Source organism: Streptosporangium longisporum (assembly GCF_039534895.1).
In the GTDB taxonomy this organism is placed as follows: domain Bacteria; phylum Actinomycetota; class Actinomycetes; order Streptosporangiales; family Streptosporangiaceae; genus Streptosporangium; species Streptosporangium longisporum.
In genome coordinates, this window is the sequence record NZ_BAAAWD010000006.1 from 169,090 (window position 1) to 184,991 (window position 15,902).

Annotated in this window: 12 protein-coding genes; 9 read left to right on the plus strand and 3 right to left on the minus strand. The window is 72.6% G+C overall.

Going from position 1 to position 15,902, the window contains the following annotated elements; genetic code table 11:
* Window positions 1-18: 18 nt before the first annotated feature.
* Window positions 19-543, minus strand: a complete 525-nt coding sequence (locus ABD832_RS04965; protein ID WP_344889004.1) for a cysteine dioxygenase family protein — start codon at window positions 541-543, stop codon at window positions 19-21.
* 74 nt (window positions 544-617) lie between these two features.
* On the opposite strand from ABD832_RS04965, the gene ABD832_RS04970 reads away from it, so the two are divergent.
* Both ABD832_RS04970 and ABD832_RS04975 read left to right on the plus strand, forming a co-directional pair.
* Window positions 618-1,622 carry a LysR family transcriptional regulator gene (locus ABD832_RS04970; protein WP_344889007.1) on the plus strand — a complete coding sequence of 335 codons (1,005 nt, stop codon included), beginning with the start codon at window positions 618-620 and terminating at the stop codon, window positions 1,620-1,622.
* A 65-nt stretch (window positions 1,623-1,687) separates the two neighbouring features.
* The gene (locus tag ABD832_RS04975) at window positions 1,688-2,332 is read left to right on the plus strand and encodes a LysE family translocator (protein ID WP_344889010.1); all 645 of its coding nucleotides are present in this window, start codon (window positions 1,688-1,690) and stop codon (window positions 2,330-2,332) included.
* Window positions 2,333-2,399: 67 nt separating this feature from the next.
* On the opposite strand, the gene ABD832_RS04980 is transcribed toward ABD832_RS04975, so the two are convergent.
* The gene (locus tag ABD832_RS04980; RefSeq protein WP_344889013.1) at window positions 2,400-3,386 is read right to left on the minus strand and encodes an aldose epimerase family protein; all 987 of its coding nucleotides are present in this window, start codon (window positions 3,384-3,386) and stop codon (window positions 2,400-2,402) included.
* Window positions 3,383-4,354: a LacI family DNA-binding transcriptional regulator gene (locus ABD832_RS04985; protein ID WP_344889016.1), complete on the minus strand. Its 972-nt coding sequence runs from the start codon at window positions 4,352-4,354 to the stop codon at window positions 3,383-3,385. The genes ABD832_RS04980 and ABD832_RS04985 overlap by 4 nt, the downstream gene beginning before the upstream one ends.
* A gap of 259 nt (window positions 4,355-4,613) precedes the next feature.
* Here ABD832_RS04985 and ABD832_RS04990 point away from each other — a divergent pair, with 259 nt between their 5' ends.
* The 7 genes from ABD832_RS04990 to ABD832_RS05020 all read left to right on the plus strand — a co-directional run bounded on the left by ABD832_RS04990 (window position 4,614) and on the right by ABD832_RS05020 (window position 15,844).
* Window positions 4,614-5,528 carry a carbohydrate ABC transporter permease gene (locus ABD832_RS04990; RefSeq protein WP_344889019.1) on the plus strand — a complete coding sequence of 305 codons (915 nt, stop codon included), beginning with the start codon at window positions 4,614-4,616 and terminating at the stop codon, window positions 5,526-5,528.
* Window positions 5,525-6,406 (plus strand): carbohydrate ABC transporter permease, encoded by an 882-nt coding sequence (locus tag ABD832_RS04995; protein WP_344889022.1) that lies wholly within the window; start codon window positions 5,525-5,527, stop codon window positions 6,404-6,406. Before ABD832_RS04990 ends, ABD832_RS04995 begins: the two co-directional genes overlap by 4 nt.
* An 81-nt stretch (window positions 6,407-6,487) precedes the next feature.
* Window positions 6,488-8,746 carry a DUF6807 family protein gene (locus tag ABD832_RS05000; RefSeq protein WP_344889025.1) on the plus strand — a complete coding sequence of 753 codons (2,259 nt, stop codon included), beginning with the start codon at window positions 6,488-6,490 and terminating at the stop codon, window positions 8,744-8,746.
* A gap of 91 nt (window positions 8,747-8,837) precedes the next feature.
* Complete coding sequence (locus tag ABD832_RS05005) at window positions 8,838-10,157, plus strand: ABC transporter substrate-binding protein (RefSeq protein ID WP_344889028.1); 1,320 nt, start codon at window positions 8,838-8,840, stop codon at window positions 10,155-10,157.
* Between the two features lie 121 nt (window positions 10,158-10,278).
* Window positions 10,279-11,610, plus strand: a complete 1,332-nt coding sequence (locus ABD832_RS05010; protein WP_344889031.1) for a pectate lyase family protein — start codon at window positions 10,279-10,281, stop codon at window positions 11,608-11,610.
* Window positions 11,611-11,816: 206 nt separating this feature from the next.
* Window positions 11,817-13,145, plus strand: coding sequence for an SWIM zinc finger family protein (locus ABD832_RS05015; RefSeq protein ID WP_344889034.1), 1,329 nt, complete (start codon window positions 11,817-11,819; stop codon window positions 13,143-13,145).
* Complete coding sequence (locus ABD832_RS05020; protein WP_344889036.1) at window positions 13,142-15,844, plus strand: hypothetical protein; 2,703 nt, start codon at window positions 13,142-13,144, stop codon at window positions 15,842-15,844. The genes ABD832_RS05015 and ABD832_RS05020 overlap by 4 nt, the downstream gene beginning before the upstream one ends.
* The last annotated feature ends 58 nt before the right edge of the window (window positions 15,845-15,902 follow it).

The window sequence follows — 15,902 nt, forward strand, 5'->3', positions numbered from 1 at the left end:
GGGACGGGGACACGTCCCTCAGCGGACGGGCAGGTCGTAGGTCCGGCGGACGCTGGTGGGGGCGGCGCTCAGGTCGGCGCCGTAGATGTGCAGCGAGATCGCGGTCTCGTCGCCCGTGTTGTGCACCCGGTGGATGTCCCCGGGAGGGGCGAAGCCGCTGACCTCCCCGGTCAGGTTGGCCGCGCGGCCGATCTCGGTCAGGTGGTCGCCGTGGTCGCGGTAGAGGGTCTCGTACTCGACCCCCTGCAGGACCCCGAACACGCACCAGGCGATGTGGTCGTGGATCACCGTCTTCTGACCGGGCCGCCAGACCACGGCCACGACCGAGAAGGTCTCCTCGGTGTGCAGGGTGTGCGCGGCGTAGTGGTCGGGGTCGCCGAGGCGCTCGGTCTCGGTGAGGATCTCCGGGGACGGGAGCCGTTCACGCAGCAGACCGGCCACGGCGAAGGCGGTGGCCCGGGGTCCGGCGGAGGAGGCGGTGAGCTCCCGGACTCCCTCGACCAACTCGGCCAGGCCCGGGCGGGTGAGCGTCAACGTCGTCATGGATCCAGGATGCTCCGGACGACCCATAACGTCTAATGCGCATTTACCCCCCGATTCATCGATAAAGTTAATACATGCTTGATATCGTGCGTCTCCGTGTTCTCGCGGCCGTGTCCCGGCACGGGTCGGTGACCGCCGCGGCCAGGGAACTGCACTACTCGCAACCCTCGGTCAGCCACCACCTGGCCAAGCTGGAGGCCGAGACCGGCGCCAAGCTGATCCAGCGGGCCGGGCGGGGCATCAGGCTGACCGAGGCGGGCCGCCTGCTGGCCGAGCGCGCCGTCGAGATCATCGGCCGCCTCGACTCCGCGTCCGCCGAGCTCTCGGCCCACGTGGGCCTGCGCGCCGGACGGGTCAGGCTGGCCGCCTTCCCCTCGGCGCTGGGGACGTTCGTGCCGAGGGCCGCCGCCGCCCTCGCCGGTGAGCACCCCGGCCTGGAGCTCCGGCTGACCGAGACCGAGCCCCCGGACGCGCTGCGCATGCTCCGGGCGGGGTACGTGGACGTGGCCGTGATCTTCCGTTACGACGGCACCGCCCCCGAGGCCGACGGGATCCGCCTGCTCCACCTGCTGGACGACCCCAGCTACCTGGTCATCCCGGATCCGGAGAAGGCCCGGGGCGTGGCGGACGTCCCGAACATGGCGGACGTCCCGGGCATGGCGGGCCTCCCGGACGCGGCGGACGCCCTCGGCCGCAGGGAGCACCCCGTCCCGGAGGCCGCGAGCGCTCCGGTCCCCGGGGCCGCCGACGGTCTCGCCTCCTACCGGGACTCCCGCTGGATCGGGGGGTGCGACCGGTGCCGTACGCACCTGCTGGAGCTGTGCGACAGGGCGGGCTTCGAACCGGAGATCGCCTTCACGACCGACGACGGCGTCGCCGTGCAGGCCCTGGTCGCCGCCGGGGTCGGGGTGACCGCCCTGCCCGGTCTGGCCCTGCGGGCCCACCGGAACCCGGACGTCACCGCGATCGAGCTGCCCGGCTCGACCCGCCACGTCTACGCGGCCACCTACGGCGAGCCCCCCGACCCTCCGGCCACCACGGCCCTGCTGACCGCGCTGACCTCGGTGACGCGCCCCTAGCGACCCGCCCGCCCCGGGCGGAAAATGCGAGGCGCCGGGAGAGGCGGCGACCCTACGATCCGGGTATGCCGGATCCGACAGCCCTCGCGCTCTTCGTCGCCGCCACCCTCGCCCTGCTGCTCGTCCCGGGGCCCGCGGTCGTCTACATCGTGACCCGCAGCGTCACCCAGGGCCGCTCGGCCGGTCTGGTGTCGGTGCTGGGCATCCACCTCGGCTCGCTGGTCCACGTGGCCGCCGCCGCGTTCGGCATCGGTGCCCTGCTCGCCACCTCGGCGACCGGGTTCACGATCGTCAAGTACCTGGGCGCGGCCTACCTGATCTGGCTGGGCGTGCGCAGGCTGACCGCGCGGCCGGACGCGGACGAGACCGCCGAGGCCCCGGTCGCCGGAAGGTCCCGGCTGTTCTGGGAGGGCTTCGTGGTCAACGTGCTCAACCCGAAGACCGCGATCTTCTTCCTGGCCTTCCTGCCGCAGTTCACCGATCCGGCCGCCGGGCCGATCGCCCCGCAGATCGTGCTGCTCGGCCTGGTCTGGACCCTGCTCGGCCTGGTCAGCGACGGCGCCTACGCCCTGCTCGCCTCGGCCATGGCAGGCCGCCTGCGCCGTTCGGCCCGCGCCCGCCGCCGCCTCGACGTCACCAGCGGCGTCGTCTACCTGGGCATGGGCGCCGTCGCGGCCCTCAGCGGCGAGAGCGCGGCCGCCAAGGCCTGACGAGGCCCTTCGGCCCACGGCCGGGCCGGAGGGCCGTGACGGCCGGGACACCGGCCCTTCGGCAGGGTCAGGAGAACCGGTAGACGGTGGAGGAGGTGTACTCCTCCCCCGGGCGCAGCACCACCGAGGGGAAGTCCGGCCGGTTGGGCGAGTCGGGGAAGTGCTGGGTCTCCAGGCACAGCCCCGCGTACTTGTCGTAGGCGGTGGCGACGCCGTCCAGCATGTTGCCGGTGTAGAACTGCACGCCGGGCTCGGTGGTGGTGACCGTCATGACCAGCCCGCCGGTCGGCTCGCTGACCTCGATGACAGCACCGGCGCCGCCGCCTTCGCCGCCTTCGCCGCTCCGCAGCACGTAGCAGTGGTCGTAGCCGTTGCCCAGCGCCGGGTCGTCGATCCGCTCGCCGATCCGGTGCGGCGCGGTGAAGTCGAACGGGGTGCCCGCGACCGGGGCGAGCTCGCCGGTCGGGATGAGCGTGTCGTCGACCGGCAGGTAGTGGTCGGCGTCCATGCGGACCACGTGCCCCAGCACGTCACCGCCACCGGCGAGGTTGAAGTAGGAGTGGTTGGTGAGGTTCAGCACGGTCGGCGCGTCGGTGACCGCCCGGTAGTCCATCCGGATCGCGTCCTCGTCGAGCGTGTAGGTGACCGAGGCGTCGAGCGTGCCGGGGTAGCCCTGCTCGCCGTCGGGGCTGACGTGGCGCAGGGTCACCGCGGTGTCCGAGGCGTCGGTGACCTGCCAGACGCGCCGGTCGAAGCCGTACGTCCCGCCGTGCAGGCTGTTGGGGCCGTTGTTGACCGGCAGCTCGTAGGTCCGGCCGTCGAGGGTGAAGCGCCCGCCGGCGATGCGGTTGCCGTACCGGCCGACCACGGCGCCGAAGTAGCGGCTGCGCGTGAAGTAGTCGGCGAGGTCGGAGTAGCCGAGGACCACGTTCGTCCCGGAGACCTCCAGGGTCTGCAGGATCGCCCCGTAGCTGAGGATCGAGGCGCGCATCCGCCCCTTCGACAGCAGGTGCCGCTCGACCGGCTCGCCCGACGGGGTGGTTCCGACGTTCATTTCTGCGCCTCTCCGGTGGATTCGCGGACGACCAGGCTGGTCTCCAGGGTCGCCAGGGTGGGCGTGGCTCCGTCGCCGAAGGAGTGCAGCAGCAGATCGACGGCCATCCGCCCGGCGGCGGCCGTGGGCATGGCCACGGTGGTCAGTTTGGGGCGGTTCAGCCGGCCGGACACGATGTCGTCGACGCCGACCACGCTGATCTCGCCGGGGACGCGCACGCCCCGCTCGTACAGTCCCTCGATGAGCCCGATGGCGACCAGGTCGTTGTAGGCGAGCACGCCGGTGACCCCCGAGCCGATCACCTCGGCGGCGGCGGCGAGCCCGCCCCGCTCGGTGGGCGCGTTCGGGCCCATGATGACCACCTCGACGCCCTCGGCGGCGGCCGCGGCGGCGCACATCTCGCCGCTGGTCCACGAGCCGGTGGGGCCGGACAGCAGCGCGATCCTGCGGTGGCCGAGCCCGGCCAGGTGCTCGATCGCGAGCCGGGCGCCCTGGCCGATGTCCATCAGTATCGTCGGCATGCCCTTCACCCGGCGGTTGACCACCACGAACGGCACGTCGGCGTGCAGGCGTTCTATCACCCGGTTGGAGAGCCGGGGACTGCACAGCAGCACCCCGTCCACCTGCTTGGCGAGGGTGTGGATCAGCTCCTCCTCGACCAGCGGGTCCTCGTCGGTGTCGGCCACGAACACGTGGTAGTCGCGGGCCCTGGCGTGCGCCTGGGCGGCCTTGATCAGCGGGGGGAAGAAGGGGTTGGAGATGTCGGCGACGATGAGGCCGATGTTGTGGGTCCTGCCGGTGGTCAGGGCGCGCGCGGCGCGGTTGGGCCGGTAGCCGAGGTCCTCGGCGACGGCCAGCACGCGGTTACGGGTCTCGCTGTTGACCAGGTGCGGCGCCGAGAACGTGCGGGACACGGTCGAGACGTGCACTCCCGACGCCCGCGCCACGTCCCTGATCGTCGCTGCCACCGTGCTCCTTCGTCGCGACCCTCCCGCGGGTCCTGGAGAACATTAGTGCAAGCGGTTGTACCGCTGTCAACGACCGAATCACACGATTCCCGGAAGGTTCCGGCATCCTATCCGGACCGCTGAAAGTTGCAAATAACGAAAAATGGGCAGATAAGCGGGCGTTTACCAAATTGGGCCCTTGACGTTGCCGGGAGATGTCCGCAATGTTTCATGCAACCGGTTGCAGTTCCTGACGCCGACTCGGAAGGAGTTGCCGGTCATGGCAATCACTCCGGCGAGTCCCCGGACGCGCCGCCGTCCCGGTCGTGCCTCCAGGACCCCCTACGTGCTGATCGCACCCGCGGTGATCGCCATGCTGGGTTTTCTCGTCTATCCGATGGCCGGTGTCCTCTACTACAGCCTCCAGCACTACAACGTCACCAGACCCTGGGACAACGGCTTCGCCGGCCTGGACAACTTCCGCACGCTGCTGTTCGAGGATCCCCTGTTCTGGCAGAGCCTGGGCTTCAGCCTCAAATGGGTCGGCGTCGAGGTCGCCCTGCAGCTGGTCTTCGGCCTGGCCCTGGCGCTGATCGTGAACGAGACCTTCGTCGGCCGCGGGCTGGCCCGCGCGGCGGTCTTCTCCCCCTGGGCGGTCTCCGGGGTGCTGACGACCGGCATCTGGATCCTGCTCTACAACCCGACGACCGGGCTGTCCCGCTACCTCGCCGACCTGGGACTGATGCGGTACGGGGCCGCGCCGCTGGCCGACCCCGACACGGTCTTCTGGGCCGCGGTGCTCGCCGAGCTCTGGCGCGGGGTGCCGTTCTTCGCGATCCTGCTGCTGGCCGACCTGCAAACGATCTCCAAAGAGCTCTACGAGGCGGCCTCGGTGGACGGGGCCGCGCGGCTGCGGCGCTTCGTGCACATCACGCTCCCCCACCTCAGGGACGCGATCATCCTGTCCACCCTGCTGCGCTGCGTGTGGGAGTTCAACAACGTCGACCTGCTCTACACGCTGACCGGCGGCGGCCCCGCGCACGCCACCACCACGCTGCCGCTGTACGTGGCCGCCAAGGCCGTGCAGTCCCACGACTTCGGATACGGCTCGGCGCTGACGACCGTCGCCTTCCTGATCCTGACCTTCTTCTCGATCGCCTACCTGCGGCTGAGCAGGTTCGGAGCGAAGCCATGACCCTCCAGACGGCCGAACGGCCGCGGCTGGCCCCGCCCGCGACCGCGCCGCGGACCGGGCGGCAGGACCGGGGACGGGCCCGCCGGTGGGAGATCTGGGTCCCCCTCGGGCTGTACCTGCTGTTCACGCTGGTGCCCTTCTACTGGATGCTGGTGTTCGCGTTCCGGCCCCGCGGGTCGACCTCGCTGCTGCCCTGGCCGATCACGTTCGACAACTTCGCGACGGTCTGGAACGACCTGAGCTTCGCGATCTTCTTCAGGAACAGCCTGATGGTCGGTGTCGCCTCGCTGGTAATGACCACGGTGGTCGCCCTGGCCGGCGGCTACGCCCTGGCCAGGTACGCGTTCCGCGGCCGGACGCTGTTCATGATCGGGATGCTCTGCACCCAGTTCATCCCCGGCGCGATGATGCTGATCCCGCTCTTCGAGATCTTCCGCACCCTCGGCCTGGTCAACTCGCTGTGGAGCCTGGTGATCGCCGAGACGGTCTTCCAGCTGCCGCTCTCGCTGATCCTGCTCAGCGGCTTCATCAGGAACATCCCGGTGGAGCTGGAGCAGGCCGCCTGGGTGGACGGATGCGGCCGGCTCCGCGGCTTCTTCGCGGTCGTGCTGCCGCTGCTGCGCCCGGCGCTGGTCGCGGTCGGCTCGTTCGCCTTCATCCACAGCTGGAACAACTTCCTGTTCGCGCTGATGTTCATCAGCGAGCAGGAGAAGTTCACGGTGCCGGTCGGCCTCGCGTACACCCTGGGCGAGTTCGGCGTGGACTTCGGCGCCCTGGCCGCGGGCGGCGTCGTCGCCGCGGTGCCGGTCGTCCTGGTCTTCGCGGTGATCCAGCGCTACCTGGTGCAGGGCATGTCGGCCGGGGCGGTGAAGGGATGACGTCCTCCGCGAAGCCGTCCCCGGGCCCGGCCGCCGAGATGGGGAACCCGTGAGACCCGGACTGCGATGGGAGGCGGCGTGATGGAACCGGTTCGCGTGGTACTGGCCGGGGCGCACGGGCACGGCTGGTGGCACCTGTCGAACGTACGAAGGCTGACCGAGGCCGGGCTGGTGGAGCTGGTCGGGGTGTGCGACGTCCGGCCGGTCGACGGCCTGCCGGACGGGACGGAGTTCTCCGGCGACCTGGCCGCCCTGATCGGGCGTACCGGAGCCGAGGTGACGATCCTGTGCACGCCCATCCACACCCACGCGGACCTGGCGGAGAAGGCGCTGCTCGCCGGCACGCACCTGCTGCTGGAGAAGCCGCCCGCCGCCACGTACGCGGACTACCTGCGGATCGCGCGGGCGGCGCGCCGGACCGGGCTCGCCTGCCAGGTCGGTTTCCAGAGCCTGGGCTCGGGGGCCGTCCCCGCGGTGCGGAGGATGATCGCCGAGGGGGCGATCGGCCGGGTCACCGGGATCGGCGCGGCGGGCGCGTGGGAACGGCCCTACTCCTACTACGGCCGGGTCTTCTGGGCCGGCAGGCGTGAGGTGGACGGCGTACCGGTCGTGGACGGCGCCCTCACCAACCCGCTCGCGCACGCGACCGCGACCGCGCTGGCCGTCTCCGGTGCCGAGGTGCGGGACGTCGAGGTCGAGCTCTACCGGGCCAACGCGATCGAGGCGGACGACACCTCGTGCGTGCGGCTCCGGATGGACGACCGGACCACGGTGACGGTCGCGGTCTCGCTCTGCGCGGACCGGCGGCACGAGCCGTACCTGATCGTGCACGGCGAACGGGGACGGATCAGGCTGACCTACACCGAGGACCGGATCGAGTTCGACGGGACCTCGGTCGTGCACCCCAGGACCGACCTGCTGGAGAACCTCGTCGCGCACCTGCGCGACGGCGCGGAACTGCTGGTGCCGCTGGAGGGGACCGCCGGTTTCATGCGCGTCCTGGAGGCGGTACGGCTGGCGCCCCCGCCCCGGGCCATCCCGGACGTGTTCCAGGAGGTGGGCGCCGAGCGCCGGGTGCTGCCCAGGATCGCCGAGGTGACGGCGGCGAGCGCGGAACGGCTGGCGCTCTACTCGGAGCTGCGGGTGCCCTGGAGCAGGCCCTTCCCCGGAGCCGAGACCGGGACCGGGGACCCGTCGGGCGCCGGGGACGGCCCGGTGATCCTCGCGGTGCCCCCGCAGGCGCGTCCGGAGGACGCGTACCCGCACGACCTCCCCGGAGGCCGCGCGAAGGGCGACGCGAAGGACAGCGGGAAGGGCGACGGGAAGCCCGGTGCGGCGGGTGGCGCGAAGGACGGTGCGGCAGGCCCTTCCGCGAGCCCCTCGCCGGGCGTCTCCGCGGGAGCGGCCCGGCCGGAGACAGGAGCGGCCCGGCCGGAGACGGGAGCGCTCCCGCCGGGGCCGGGGCCGGGGGCGGGGCCGGGGCCGGGGGCGGGGCCGGGGGCGGGGCCGGGAGCGGTCCGGCCGGAACCGGCGCGGCCGGTGCTGGTGGCGCACGGCCGCAAGGTCGCCGAGTACGTCGTGGCGCCCGACATGCCTCGGACGTCCTCGCCCCGGCCGTACCTGCACCCGGTGCGGACGCTGGCCGGCACGACCGTGACCGAGGTCGCGCCCGCCGACCACCCCCACCACCTGGGCGTCTGCGTCGCCATCTCCGACCTGGGCGGGGGCAACTTCTGGGGAGGCCGCACCTACGTCCGCGACGCCGGTCCGTCCTGGCTCGGCGACCACGGCGTGCAGCGGCACCTGGAGTTCACCTGGTCGGACGCGTCGGGGTTCGGGCAGGCACTGGCCTGGGAGGGCCCGGACGGCACCGAGACGGCCCGCGAGGCGCGGAGCGTGCGGGCGGTGGAGCTCATCGGCTGCTGGGCGCTGGAGGTGTCGTTCACGCTGACGAACCTCACCGGCGAGCCGCTGGTGATCCGGAGCTCGGCCACCAAGGGCCGCGCGGGCGCCGGGTACGGCGGGTTCTTCTGGCGGGCCCCCGCGTCCTCCGCCGACCGCCGGGTCTTCACCGCGGACGCCGAGGGCGAATCGGCCGTGCACGGCTCGACGGCGCCCTGGCTGGCCATGACGGCGCAGAAGTGGACCCTGGTGTTCGTGCAGCGGGACGATCCCTGGTTCGTCCGGGTGGAGGAGTACCCGGGGGTGGGCACGGCGCTCGCCTGGGACACCCCGCTGGTGGTGGAGAACGTCCTGCGGCGGCGGGTGGTCACCGTCGTCGCGGACGGGCGGCTGAGCCCGCGCGAGGCCGCGGCGATCGCCGAGGAGGTCGCGTGGTGACGGGCCGGGCGCGGCGGGGTCTCCCGCCGGGGGCCGCGTACCCGTACGGTCACACCACGTCGGGGGACACGAAAGAGAGAGGTGGAGGGCAATGACCTCACGCGCGAGGCGCCTGGCGGTCCTGGTCGTGACCGTGACCCTGGGCACCGGCCTGGCCGCCTGCGGTTCGGACGAGCCGTCGGCCTCCGAAGGCGGGAAGACCAGGCTGACCTTCTGGGACGACAACGGGGGCCCGGCGCGCACCCCGGTGTGGCAGCACATCATCGCCGAGTTCAACAAGGCCAACCCCGGGATCCAGGTCAGGTACGTCGGCATCCCGATCGCCCAGGCCCAGCAGAAGTACGACACCGCCGTCGCCGGCGGCGGCCTGCCCGACGTGGGCGGCATGTCCACCGCCATGCTCGCCGGCCTGGTCGCGCAGAAGGCGCTGGAACCGCTGGACGACCGGCTCTCCGGCGGCGCGCTGAACGGCAGGTTGAACGAGCAGGTGCTGTCCACCGTCAAGAACACCGTGCCGGACGGCAGGACCTACATGGTCCCGCTGTCGACCAACATGGGCGTCTTCTGGTACCGGACCGACTGGTTCAAGGAGGCCGGCCTCCAGCCGCCCAGGACCTGGGACGACTTCTTCACCGCCACCGAGAGGCTGACCGACACCGCGCGGAACCGCTACGGCTTCACCCTCCGCGGCGGCGCCGGCTCGATCGCGCAGATGCTGGAGGTCGTGTACGGCCAGTCCGGCATCACCGAGATCTTCGACGCCTCCGGCAGGGCGACCGTCAACGACCCGAGGAACGTGGAGGCCCTCACCCGGCTGGCCGGGCTGTACAAGAAGGTCACCCCCGAGGCCGACATCGGCAACGACTACACGAAGATGGTCGCCCAGTTCGACGGCGGCAACATCGGGATCATGCAGCACAACCTGGGCTCGTACCAGGACCACGCCAAGACGCTCGGCGCGGGCAAGGTGGCCGCGATGGCCGTGCCCGCGTCCTCGTCCGGTGCCCACTCGATCCTGTCCAACCCGGTCTCGGGCGTCGGCGTGTTCGCCTCCGGCAGGAACAAGGACGCGGCGTACCGGTTCGCCGAGTTCGTCGCCTCCAAGGAGATGAACAGTTACTGGTCGGAGAAGACCGGTGTGCTCCCGGCCAACACCGACGTCGGCGACGAGCCCTGGGTCTCCGGGCTGCAGCACGTCTCCACCGCGCTCAAGGTCCTCAACGACCCGGCGACGAAGGTCGTGCAGATGCCCTACCACCTGCCGGAGTTCAACGCGATCACCAAGACCGACATGGAGCCCGAGTTCCAGAAGGTCCTTCAGGGCTCCCTGCCCGCCAAGGACTTCCTGGACGCGTTCGCGGCCAAGCTGACCGAGGCGCAGACGTCGTACAGACAGCGCAACGGCGGCTGAGCCCTCACAGACCGGAGGTGGGTGCGTCTCTCCTGACCGGGGCGCGCCCGCCTCCCACCACCCGGAAGGCTCTCGGGGACCGTACGGAGCCTCCTTCCGCCTGACCCGTGAAGGAACCACCATGAAACGAGCCGTCGCGCTCACCGCCCTGCTCTCCCTGGCGGTCCTGGCCGCCCCGGCCGCCTCCGCCACCTCCGCCACCTCCGCCACCGTCGTGTCCCCGTCCTCCGGCACCGCCCCGTTCCAGGGCCCACGGCCGGACCTGGGACGCCAGACCCTGCCCGCGGGTGACGGCTGGGCCTCCGAGGGCACCGGCACCACCGGGGGCGCCGCCGCACCCGCGTCGAACGTGCACGTCGTCTCCACCCGCACCGAGCTGGCCACCGCGCTCGCCGCCCCCTCCCCGTCGATCGTCTACGTGAAGGGGACGATCGCCCCCGAGAGCACCTGCGCCGACTACGTCACCGGCGGCTACACGCTGGAGGGCTACCTGGCCGCGTACGACCCGGCGGTGTGGGGCAGGACGGCCAAGCCGTCGGGCCCGCTGGAGGCCGCCCGCGTCGCCTCGGCGGCCCGGCAGACCGCCGACATCAAGCTCAAGGTCCGCTCCGGCACCACCGTCGTCGGCCTGGGCAGGGACGCCCGCCTCCGCGGCCTCAACCTGCACGTCGACAAGGCCGACAGCGTCATCATCCGCAACATCACCTTCGAGGACACGGCCGACTGCTTCCCGCAGTGGGACCCGACCGACGGCGCCGAGGGCAACTGGAACTCCCTCTACGACAACATCACGGTGACCGGCTCCACGCACGTGTGGGTCGACCACAACACCTTCACCGACGGCGACAACCCCGACTCCGCCCAGCCGCGCCACTTCGGCAGGCCGTACCAGGTCCACGACGGCCAGCTCGACATCACCAACGCCTCCGACTTCGTCACCGCGTCCTGGAACCGGTTCTCCGGCCACGACAAGACGATGCTGATCGGCTCGACCAACAACCCGGCGAACGACGCGGGCAAGCTGAACGTCACCGTCCACCACAACCACTTCGAGAACGTGCTCCAGCGGCTGCCGCGCGTGCGCTTCGGCCAGGTGCACGTCTACAACAACCACTACGAGATCCCCGACGCCGAGACCTTCTCGTACGCGCTGGGCGTGGGCGTGCAGTCGCAGATCTTCTCCGAGAACAACTTCTTCCGGCTGGGCCGTGCGGTGGACCCGGCCTCGCTCGTCCGCAACTGGGGCGGCACCGCCATGACCTCCCGCGGCGACGTCCTCCGCGTCGGGGGCCGGGTCGTCCCGATCGACCTCGTCGCCGTCCACAACGCGGTCAACGACCCCGACCTGGGCGCGGACGCGGGCTGGACGCCGGTCCTGCACACCGGGATCGACCCGGCCGAGTCGGTGCGCCGCTCGGTCTCCCGCCACGCGGGCGCCGGCGAGCTCCGCTAGGGCCCCGCACGGGAACCCGGCCCGGGAACCCGCCCCGGGAACCCGCTCCGGTAGCTCGATGAAGCCGACCGACCCGGTGAACCCGGCCGTCCCGGCGGACCCGGGGCGGTCCCGATGGACCCGGCGGTCCCCGATGCCCCCGGGGGCCGCCGACCACCGGCGTCCGCGGCGCCGGTTTGTCGGTGAGGTGATCTAACGTCCCGGCCATGACTTCAGCGACGCAGGCGTACACGTACGCCGCGCCCTCCTCCCTCGTCGACGGCCGTCTCGGACTGGCGACCTCCGGCGGGCGGGCCCTGTCCGGCCCGGCCGTGGCACCCCGGTTCTTCAGCGGCGTGGTGACCCAGGCGGCCCCCGCCGCCGCGGCCCTGCTCGGCGTCGCCGACGTGGCGCTGGCCCGCTACCACCAGCCGCAGGCGCGGCCCGGCTGGGTGCGCGACCCGGTGGTGACGTGCAACGGGGACCGGTTGCGGTTCGAGTCGTTCTCGGCCTGCGGCGGCGTGTACGCCCGGCTCGATCTGCTGAACGGCGCGCTCGACGGCGAGGTGTTCGACCGGGGCACCACCAACGTCGACGTGAACGCGCCGCTCCGGGAGGCGCTGGCGCGCATCGGCGCGCGTGACCCGTTGCACCTGGGGGTCGGGCTCGACGAGCTGGTCGTGACCACGATGGACGGCGCGGTGGTGGAGAAGAAGGTGCCGCTGCCCGAGCGCTGGTTGCGCGGCTTCGCCGAGGTGCAGGTCATCGCCTCGGGCATGGACCAGCGCGGTGAGCTGACCGGCATGACGGCGGTGCGGTTCCTGCGCGGGCTGCCCCGGAAGGGCACGGTGTGGGTGACGCAGGCGGGACGCGAGCTGAGGGTCTCCGGCCATCAGGTTCCGGGCTCGGTCCAGCTCGCCGGCCCCAACCGGCTCGGCACCCTCCTGCCGCTGCTGCGCTTCGCGAAGTCCCTGCGGGTGTACGGCCCGGCCGACGCCGCCTCCAGCGCCTGGGAGCTGGAGCTGCCCGGCATGCGCTACACGCTCACCCTCTCCCCCGAGCGCTGGCGCGGCTTCTCCGGCGAGGGCGCGGTGCTCGACGACCTGGCCGGTGACGAGGCCGAGGACGACGCCGACGTGGTGGGCATGCTGCTCAACTTCGAGCCCGAGATCGAGATCGGCCTGCTGGCCGACCGCGCGGGCCTGCCCGCCGGCCGGGTACGGGCCGCGCTGACGCGGCTCGGCGTCGCCGGCCGGGTCGGCTACGACCTGGCGGAGGCCGCCCACTTCCACCGTGAGCTGCCCTACGACAAGGACAACGTGATCCTGCTCAACCCGCGGCTGGCCAAGGCGCGCAGGCTCGTCGACGCGGGTGCCGTGCACCTCGAAGGCGAGCTGGCCACCGTCCGCACCCCCGGCGGCGCGCGCCGGGTCTCGCTGGCCGACGGATCCTGCACCTGCGAGTGGTGGTGGGACCATCGCGGCTCCCGTGGGCCGTGCAAGCACGTGCTGGCCGCCCGGATCGTCGCGCGCGCCGCCGTGGAGGTCTCCGGATGACCCTCTGGACGGAGATCTGCGACCTGATCACCCGCAACCAGGTCACCCGCCTGGCCGACCGGCTGGTCACGCTCACCGAGGAGGAGCGCGCCGAGCTGAGCGGGCGGTTGCCCGGCCTCGTCAAGGAGCTGCGCCGTGTCCACACCGAGCAGGTACGCGCCCGGCATCCCGACGACTTCGAGGAGATGGCCTCCTGGGAGGTCGGCGACCTGCTCGACAGGCTGGCCGGCGCGCTGCTGCTGACCGGTGTCGGCGTCATCACCGGCCCGGCGGCCGCGGTGACGTGGATGACCGGCCGCGACGTCAACCGCCGCTGGGCCGACGACCCCAATGTCGCCCAGGTGTGCCGGGTGGCGGCCACCCGGCCACCGGAGTGGCGTCGTGACGTCGCGGTCCGGCTGGCCCGGCGGGTGCGCCGTCCCGCCGACCGCATCGCGCCGCTGGCCGTGGCGCTGCTGCGGGAGTCCGGCGCGGTACCGCCCGACCACGACCCGCTGGTGGCCGCCTGGCTGGCCGCGCCGAGCGTGGCCGACGACCCGCTGACCCCCGTGCTGCTGCCTCGCGTCTTCGACGCCGACGGCGCGGGCCGCGCCCTCCGCGACGAGCGGCTGGAGCCCCGGCCGACCCGCTGGCTGGCCGCCGTCGCCCGCGAACTGCCCAGGGAGCAGGTGCTCGACGGCTGCGTGAGCCGTTTCCTGCGCGGCGGTGAGGCGCAGGACCTGCGGTTCTTCGTCCGGCTGCACATGCTCCTCGACCCCACGCCCGCGGAGTCCGCGCCCCGCCTGCGCGACTACCTGCGGTTGTTGCCGTCGGCTCCGGGCACGGTCGCCGAGGTGGCCGCCGGACAGGTGCGCGAGGCGATGCCGCTCGACCACGCCGACCTGGTCGAGGCGGTCGACGCGCTCACCTTCCGGGACGAGGCCAAGCTCGCCGCCACAGGCCTGCGCTGGCTCGACCAGGCGATCCGGGCCACACCCGAGGCGGCCGCCGATCTCGTGACCGCGCTGACCACGGCGTACGCGCACAAGTCCTTCGACGTGCGCAACCGCGCGGCCGAGCTCACCCTGAAGCACTCCGGCCTGTTCGCCGGCCACACCGAGGCGATCCTCGACGCGATCCCCGGGCTCCCCGCCGACGTGGGCGCCAGGCTCGCCGCCCGGTTCGGCGGGGAGGGGGCCGTCGAGGAGCTGATCGAGGCCAGACAGTTCCCGCCGCTGCCGCAGGTGCCCTCACCGGGGCGTTTCCCCGAGCCGTCGATCTTCCCCGGCCAGCACGAGCGGTGGATCGACCGGGAGCGCTGGATGGCGGCGTTCGTCACCGGGGTCGCGGAGGACCGCGCGGATCTGTGCCGGAGGCTGAAGCCGCACGTCGAGCAGCGGACGGGGTACCGGCCGGACAGGGACGAGATCACCGACCCCGACGAGTGGCAGGCCGTGCTGGCCGAGGAACTCGTCATGCCCGGCACCCTGCCGGAGATCCCTCCCTTCGGCCCGGACGAGCCGCTCGTGGCGGTCACCGTCGGCTTCGTCCCGCCCCGGCTGCGCTCCTTCCAGCCCGAGCCGCTTCCTCCCGTGCACGAGTGGCGGCGGCGGCACCGGCTCCCGCACCCGGAGCGTCTCTCGCCGCCGTCCGACGTCCTCGTCAACCGCTACGCGGAGCTGTACGGGGCCCTGCGCGCCGGCACGCTGCCGCCGGTGCTGCTGGCCACGCCGACGTGGACGACCGGCCACCTCGATCCCGACGTGCTGCTCGACCGGCTGGAGACGTGCGCCGCCGCGGGCGTGGAACCGCTGCGGGCCGATCTGGCGCAGGCGCTGCTGCGGCTGCCCCGGGGCGGTCACCCGGCCGCCGCCGACCGGGCCGCGAAGATCGATTCCGCGGCGGCGCGCAGGGCGGCCGGGTGGCTGGCCGGGCAGGGCATGCCCGACCCGGAGTGCGGTCTCCGGTGGTCCCACATGGTGGGCGCGTCCATGGTCGAGTTCGACGACGGCGAACCCGAGCACTTCACCGCGGTCCGCCTGACCCCGGTGCTGCGGGCCGCGCCCACCGGTGACGAGCTGATCGACGAGGTGCTGATGCGGCAGCCGTCCGACTGGGCGGGCGAGGACATGGGCACCAGGATGGGCGGGTGGCCGGCCGTGCTGCCCTCGCACCGCGAGGTGGTGGCCGTGAACATGCTGCCGTTCGTGCTCCGTGGTCACTGGTACACGAGCGTGACCCCGGTGGAACTGTCCGGCCTGGCCGCCTGCGACGGCCCGGTGGGCGAGGCGACGGCGGTGATCATCGCTTTCCTGCTGGGGAGCCGCGCACCCGGGACGATCCCGGTGGTCCTGCGGATGGCGGCCGGAGGCGATCTGCCCGCCGAGGCGATCGGCCGTCAGCTCGCGCTGGTGCTGCGCCGCACCTGGCTGGAGATCCGCCCCGCCATGGCGGCCCTGACCGAGCTGGCCGACGCCGGCGGTCATCACGAGGTGTGGCGCATCCTGCGCACCCTGCTGCCCGGGATACTGCCGGGCGAGGGACGGCGCATCACCGTGCCCCACACCGAACTCGTCGCCTTCGCCGCCGACGTGGCACGCTGGACCGGCGCGCGCGGGGAGATCCCGGTCGTCGCCGAGTTCGCGCGCAGCCGCCGGACGATCCGCTTCGTCCACGAGTGCCGCCGCCTTCACGCCCAGCTCACCGGAGCCCCGTCATGACCTGACGGCATCCGTGCCGGCGTCCGTCCGGGCGTGGCCGGTTCGTTCCGCACCGGCC

Coding starts and splice junctions, on each gene's coding strand:
- ABD832_RS04965 (WP_344889004.1), bottom strand. CDS start 543: ATGACGACGTTGACGCTCACCCGCCCGGGCCTGGCCGAGTTGGTCGAG.
- ABD832_RS04970 (WP_344889007.1), top strand. CDS start 618: ATGCTTGATATCGTGCGTCTCCGTGTTCTCGCGGCCGTGTCCCGGCAC.
- ABD832_RS04975 (WP_344889010.1), top strand. CDS start 1,688: ATGCCGGATCCGACAGCCCTCGCGCTCTTCGTCGCCGCCACCCTCGCC.
- ABD832_RS04980 (WP_344889013.1), bottom strand. CDS start 3,386: ATGAACGTCGGAACCACCCCGTCGGGCGAGCCGGTCGAGCGGCACCTG.
- ABD832_RS04990 (WP_344889019.1), top strand. CDS start 4,614: ATGGCAATCACTCCGGCGAGTCCCCGGACGCGCCGCCGTCCCGGTCGT.
- ABD832_RS04995 (WP_344889022.1), top strand. CDS start 5,525: ATGACCCTCCAGACGGCCGAACGGCCGCGGCTGGCCCCGCCCGCGACC.
- ABD832_RS05000 (WP_344889025.1), top strand. CDS start 6,488: ATGGAACCGGTTCGCGTGGTACTGGCCGGGGCGCACGGGCACGGCTGG.
- ABD832_RS05005 (WP_344889028.1), top strand. CDS start 8,838: ATGACCTCACGCGCGAGGCGCCTGGCGGTCCTGGTCGTGACCGTGACC.
- ABD832_RS05010 (WP_344889031.1), top strand. CDS start 10,279: ATGAAACGAGCCGTCGCGCTCACCGCCCTGCTCTCCCTGGCGGTCCTG.
- ABD832_RS05015 (WP_344889034.1), top strand. CDS start 11,817: ATGACTTCAGCGACGCAGGCGTACACGTACGCCGCGCCCTCCTCCCTC.
- ABD832_RS05020 (WP_344889036.1), top strand. CDS start 13,142: ATGACCCTCTGGACGGAGATCTGCGACCTGATCACCCGCAACCAGGTC.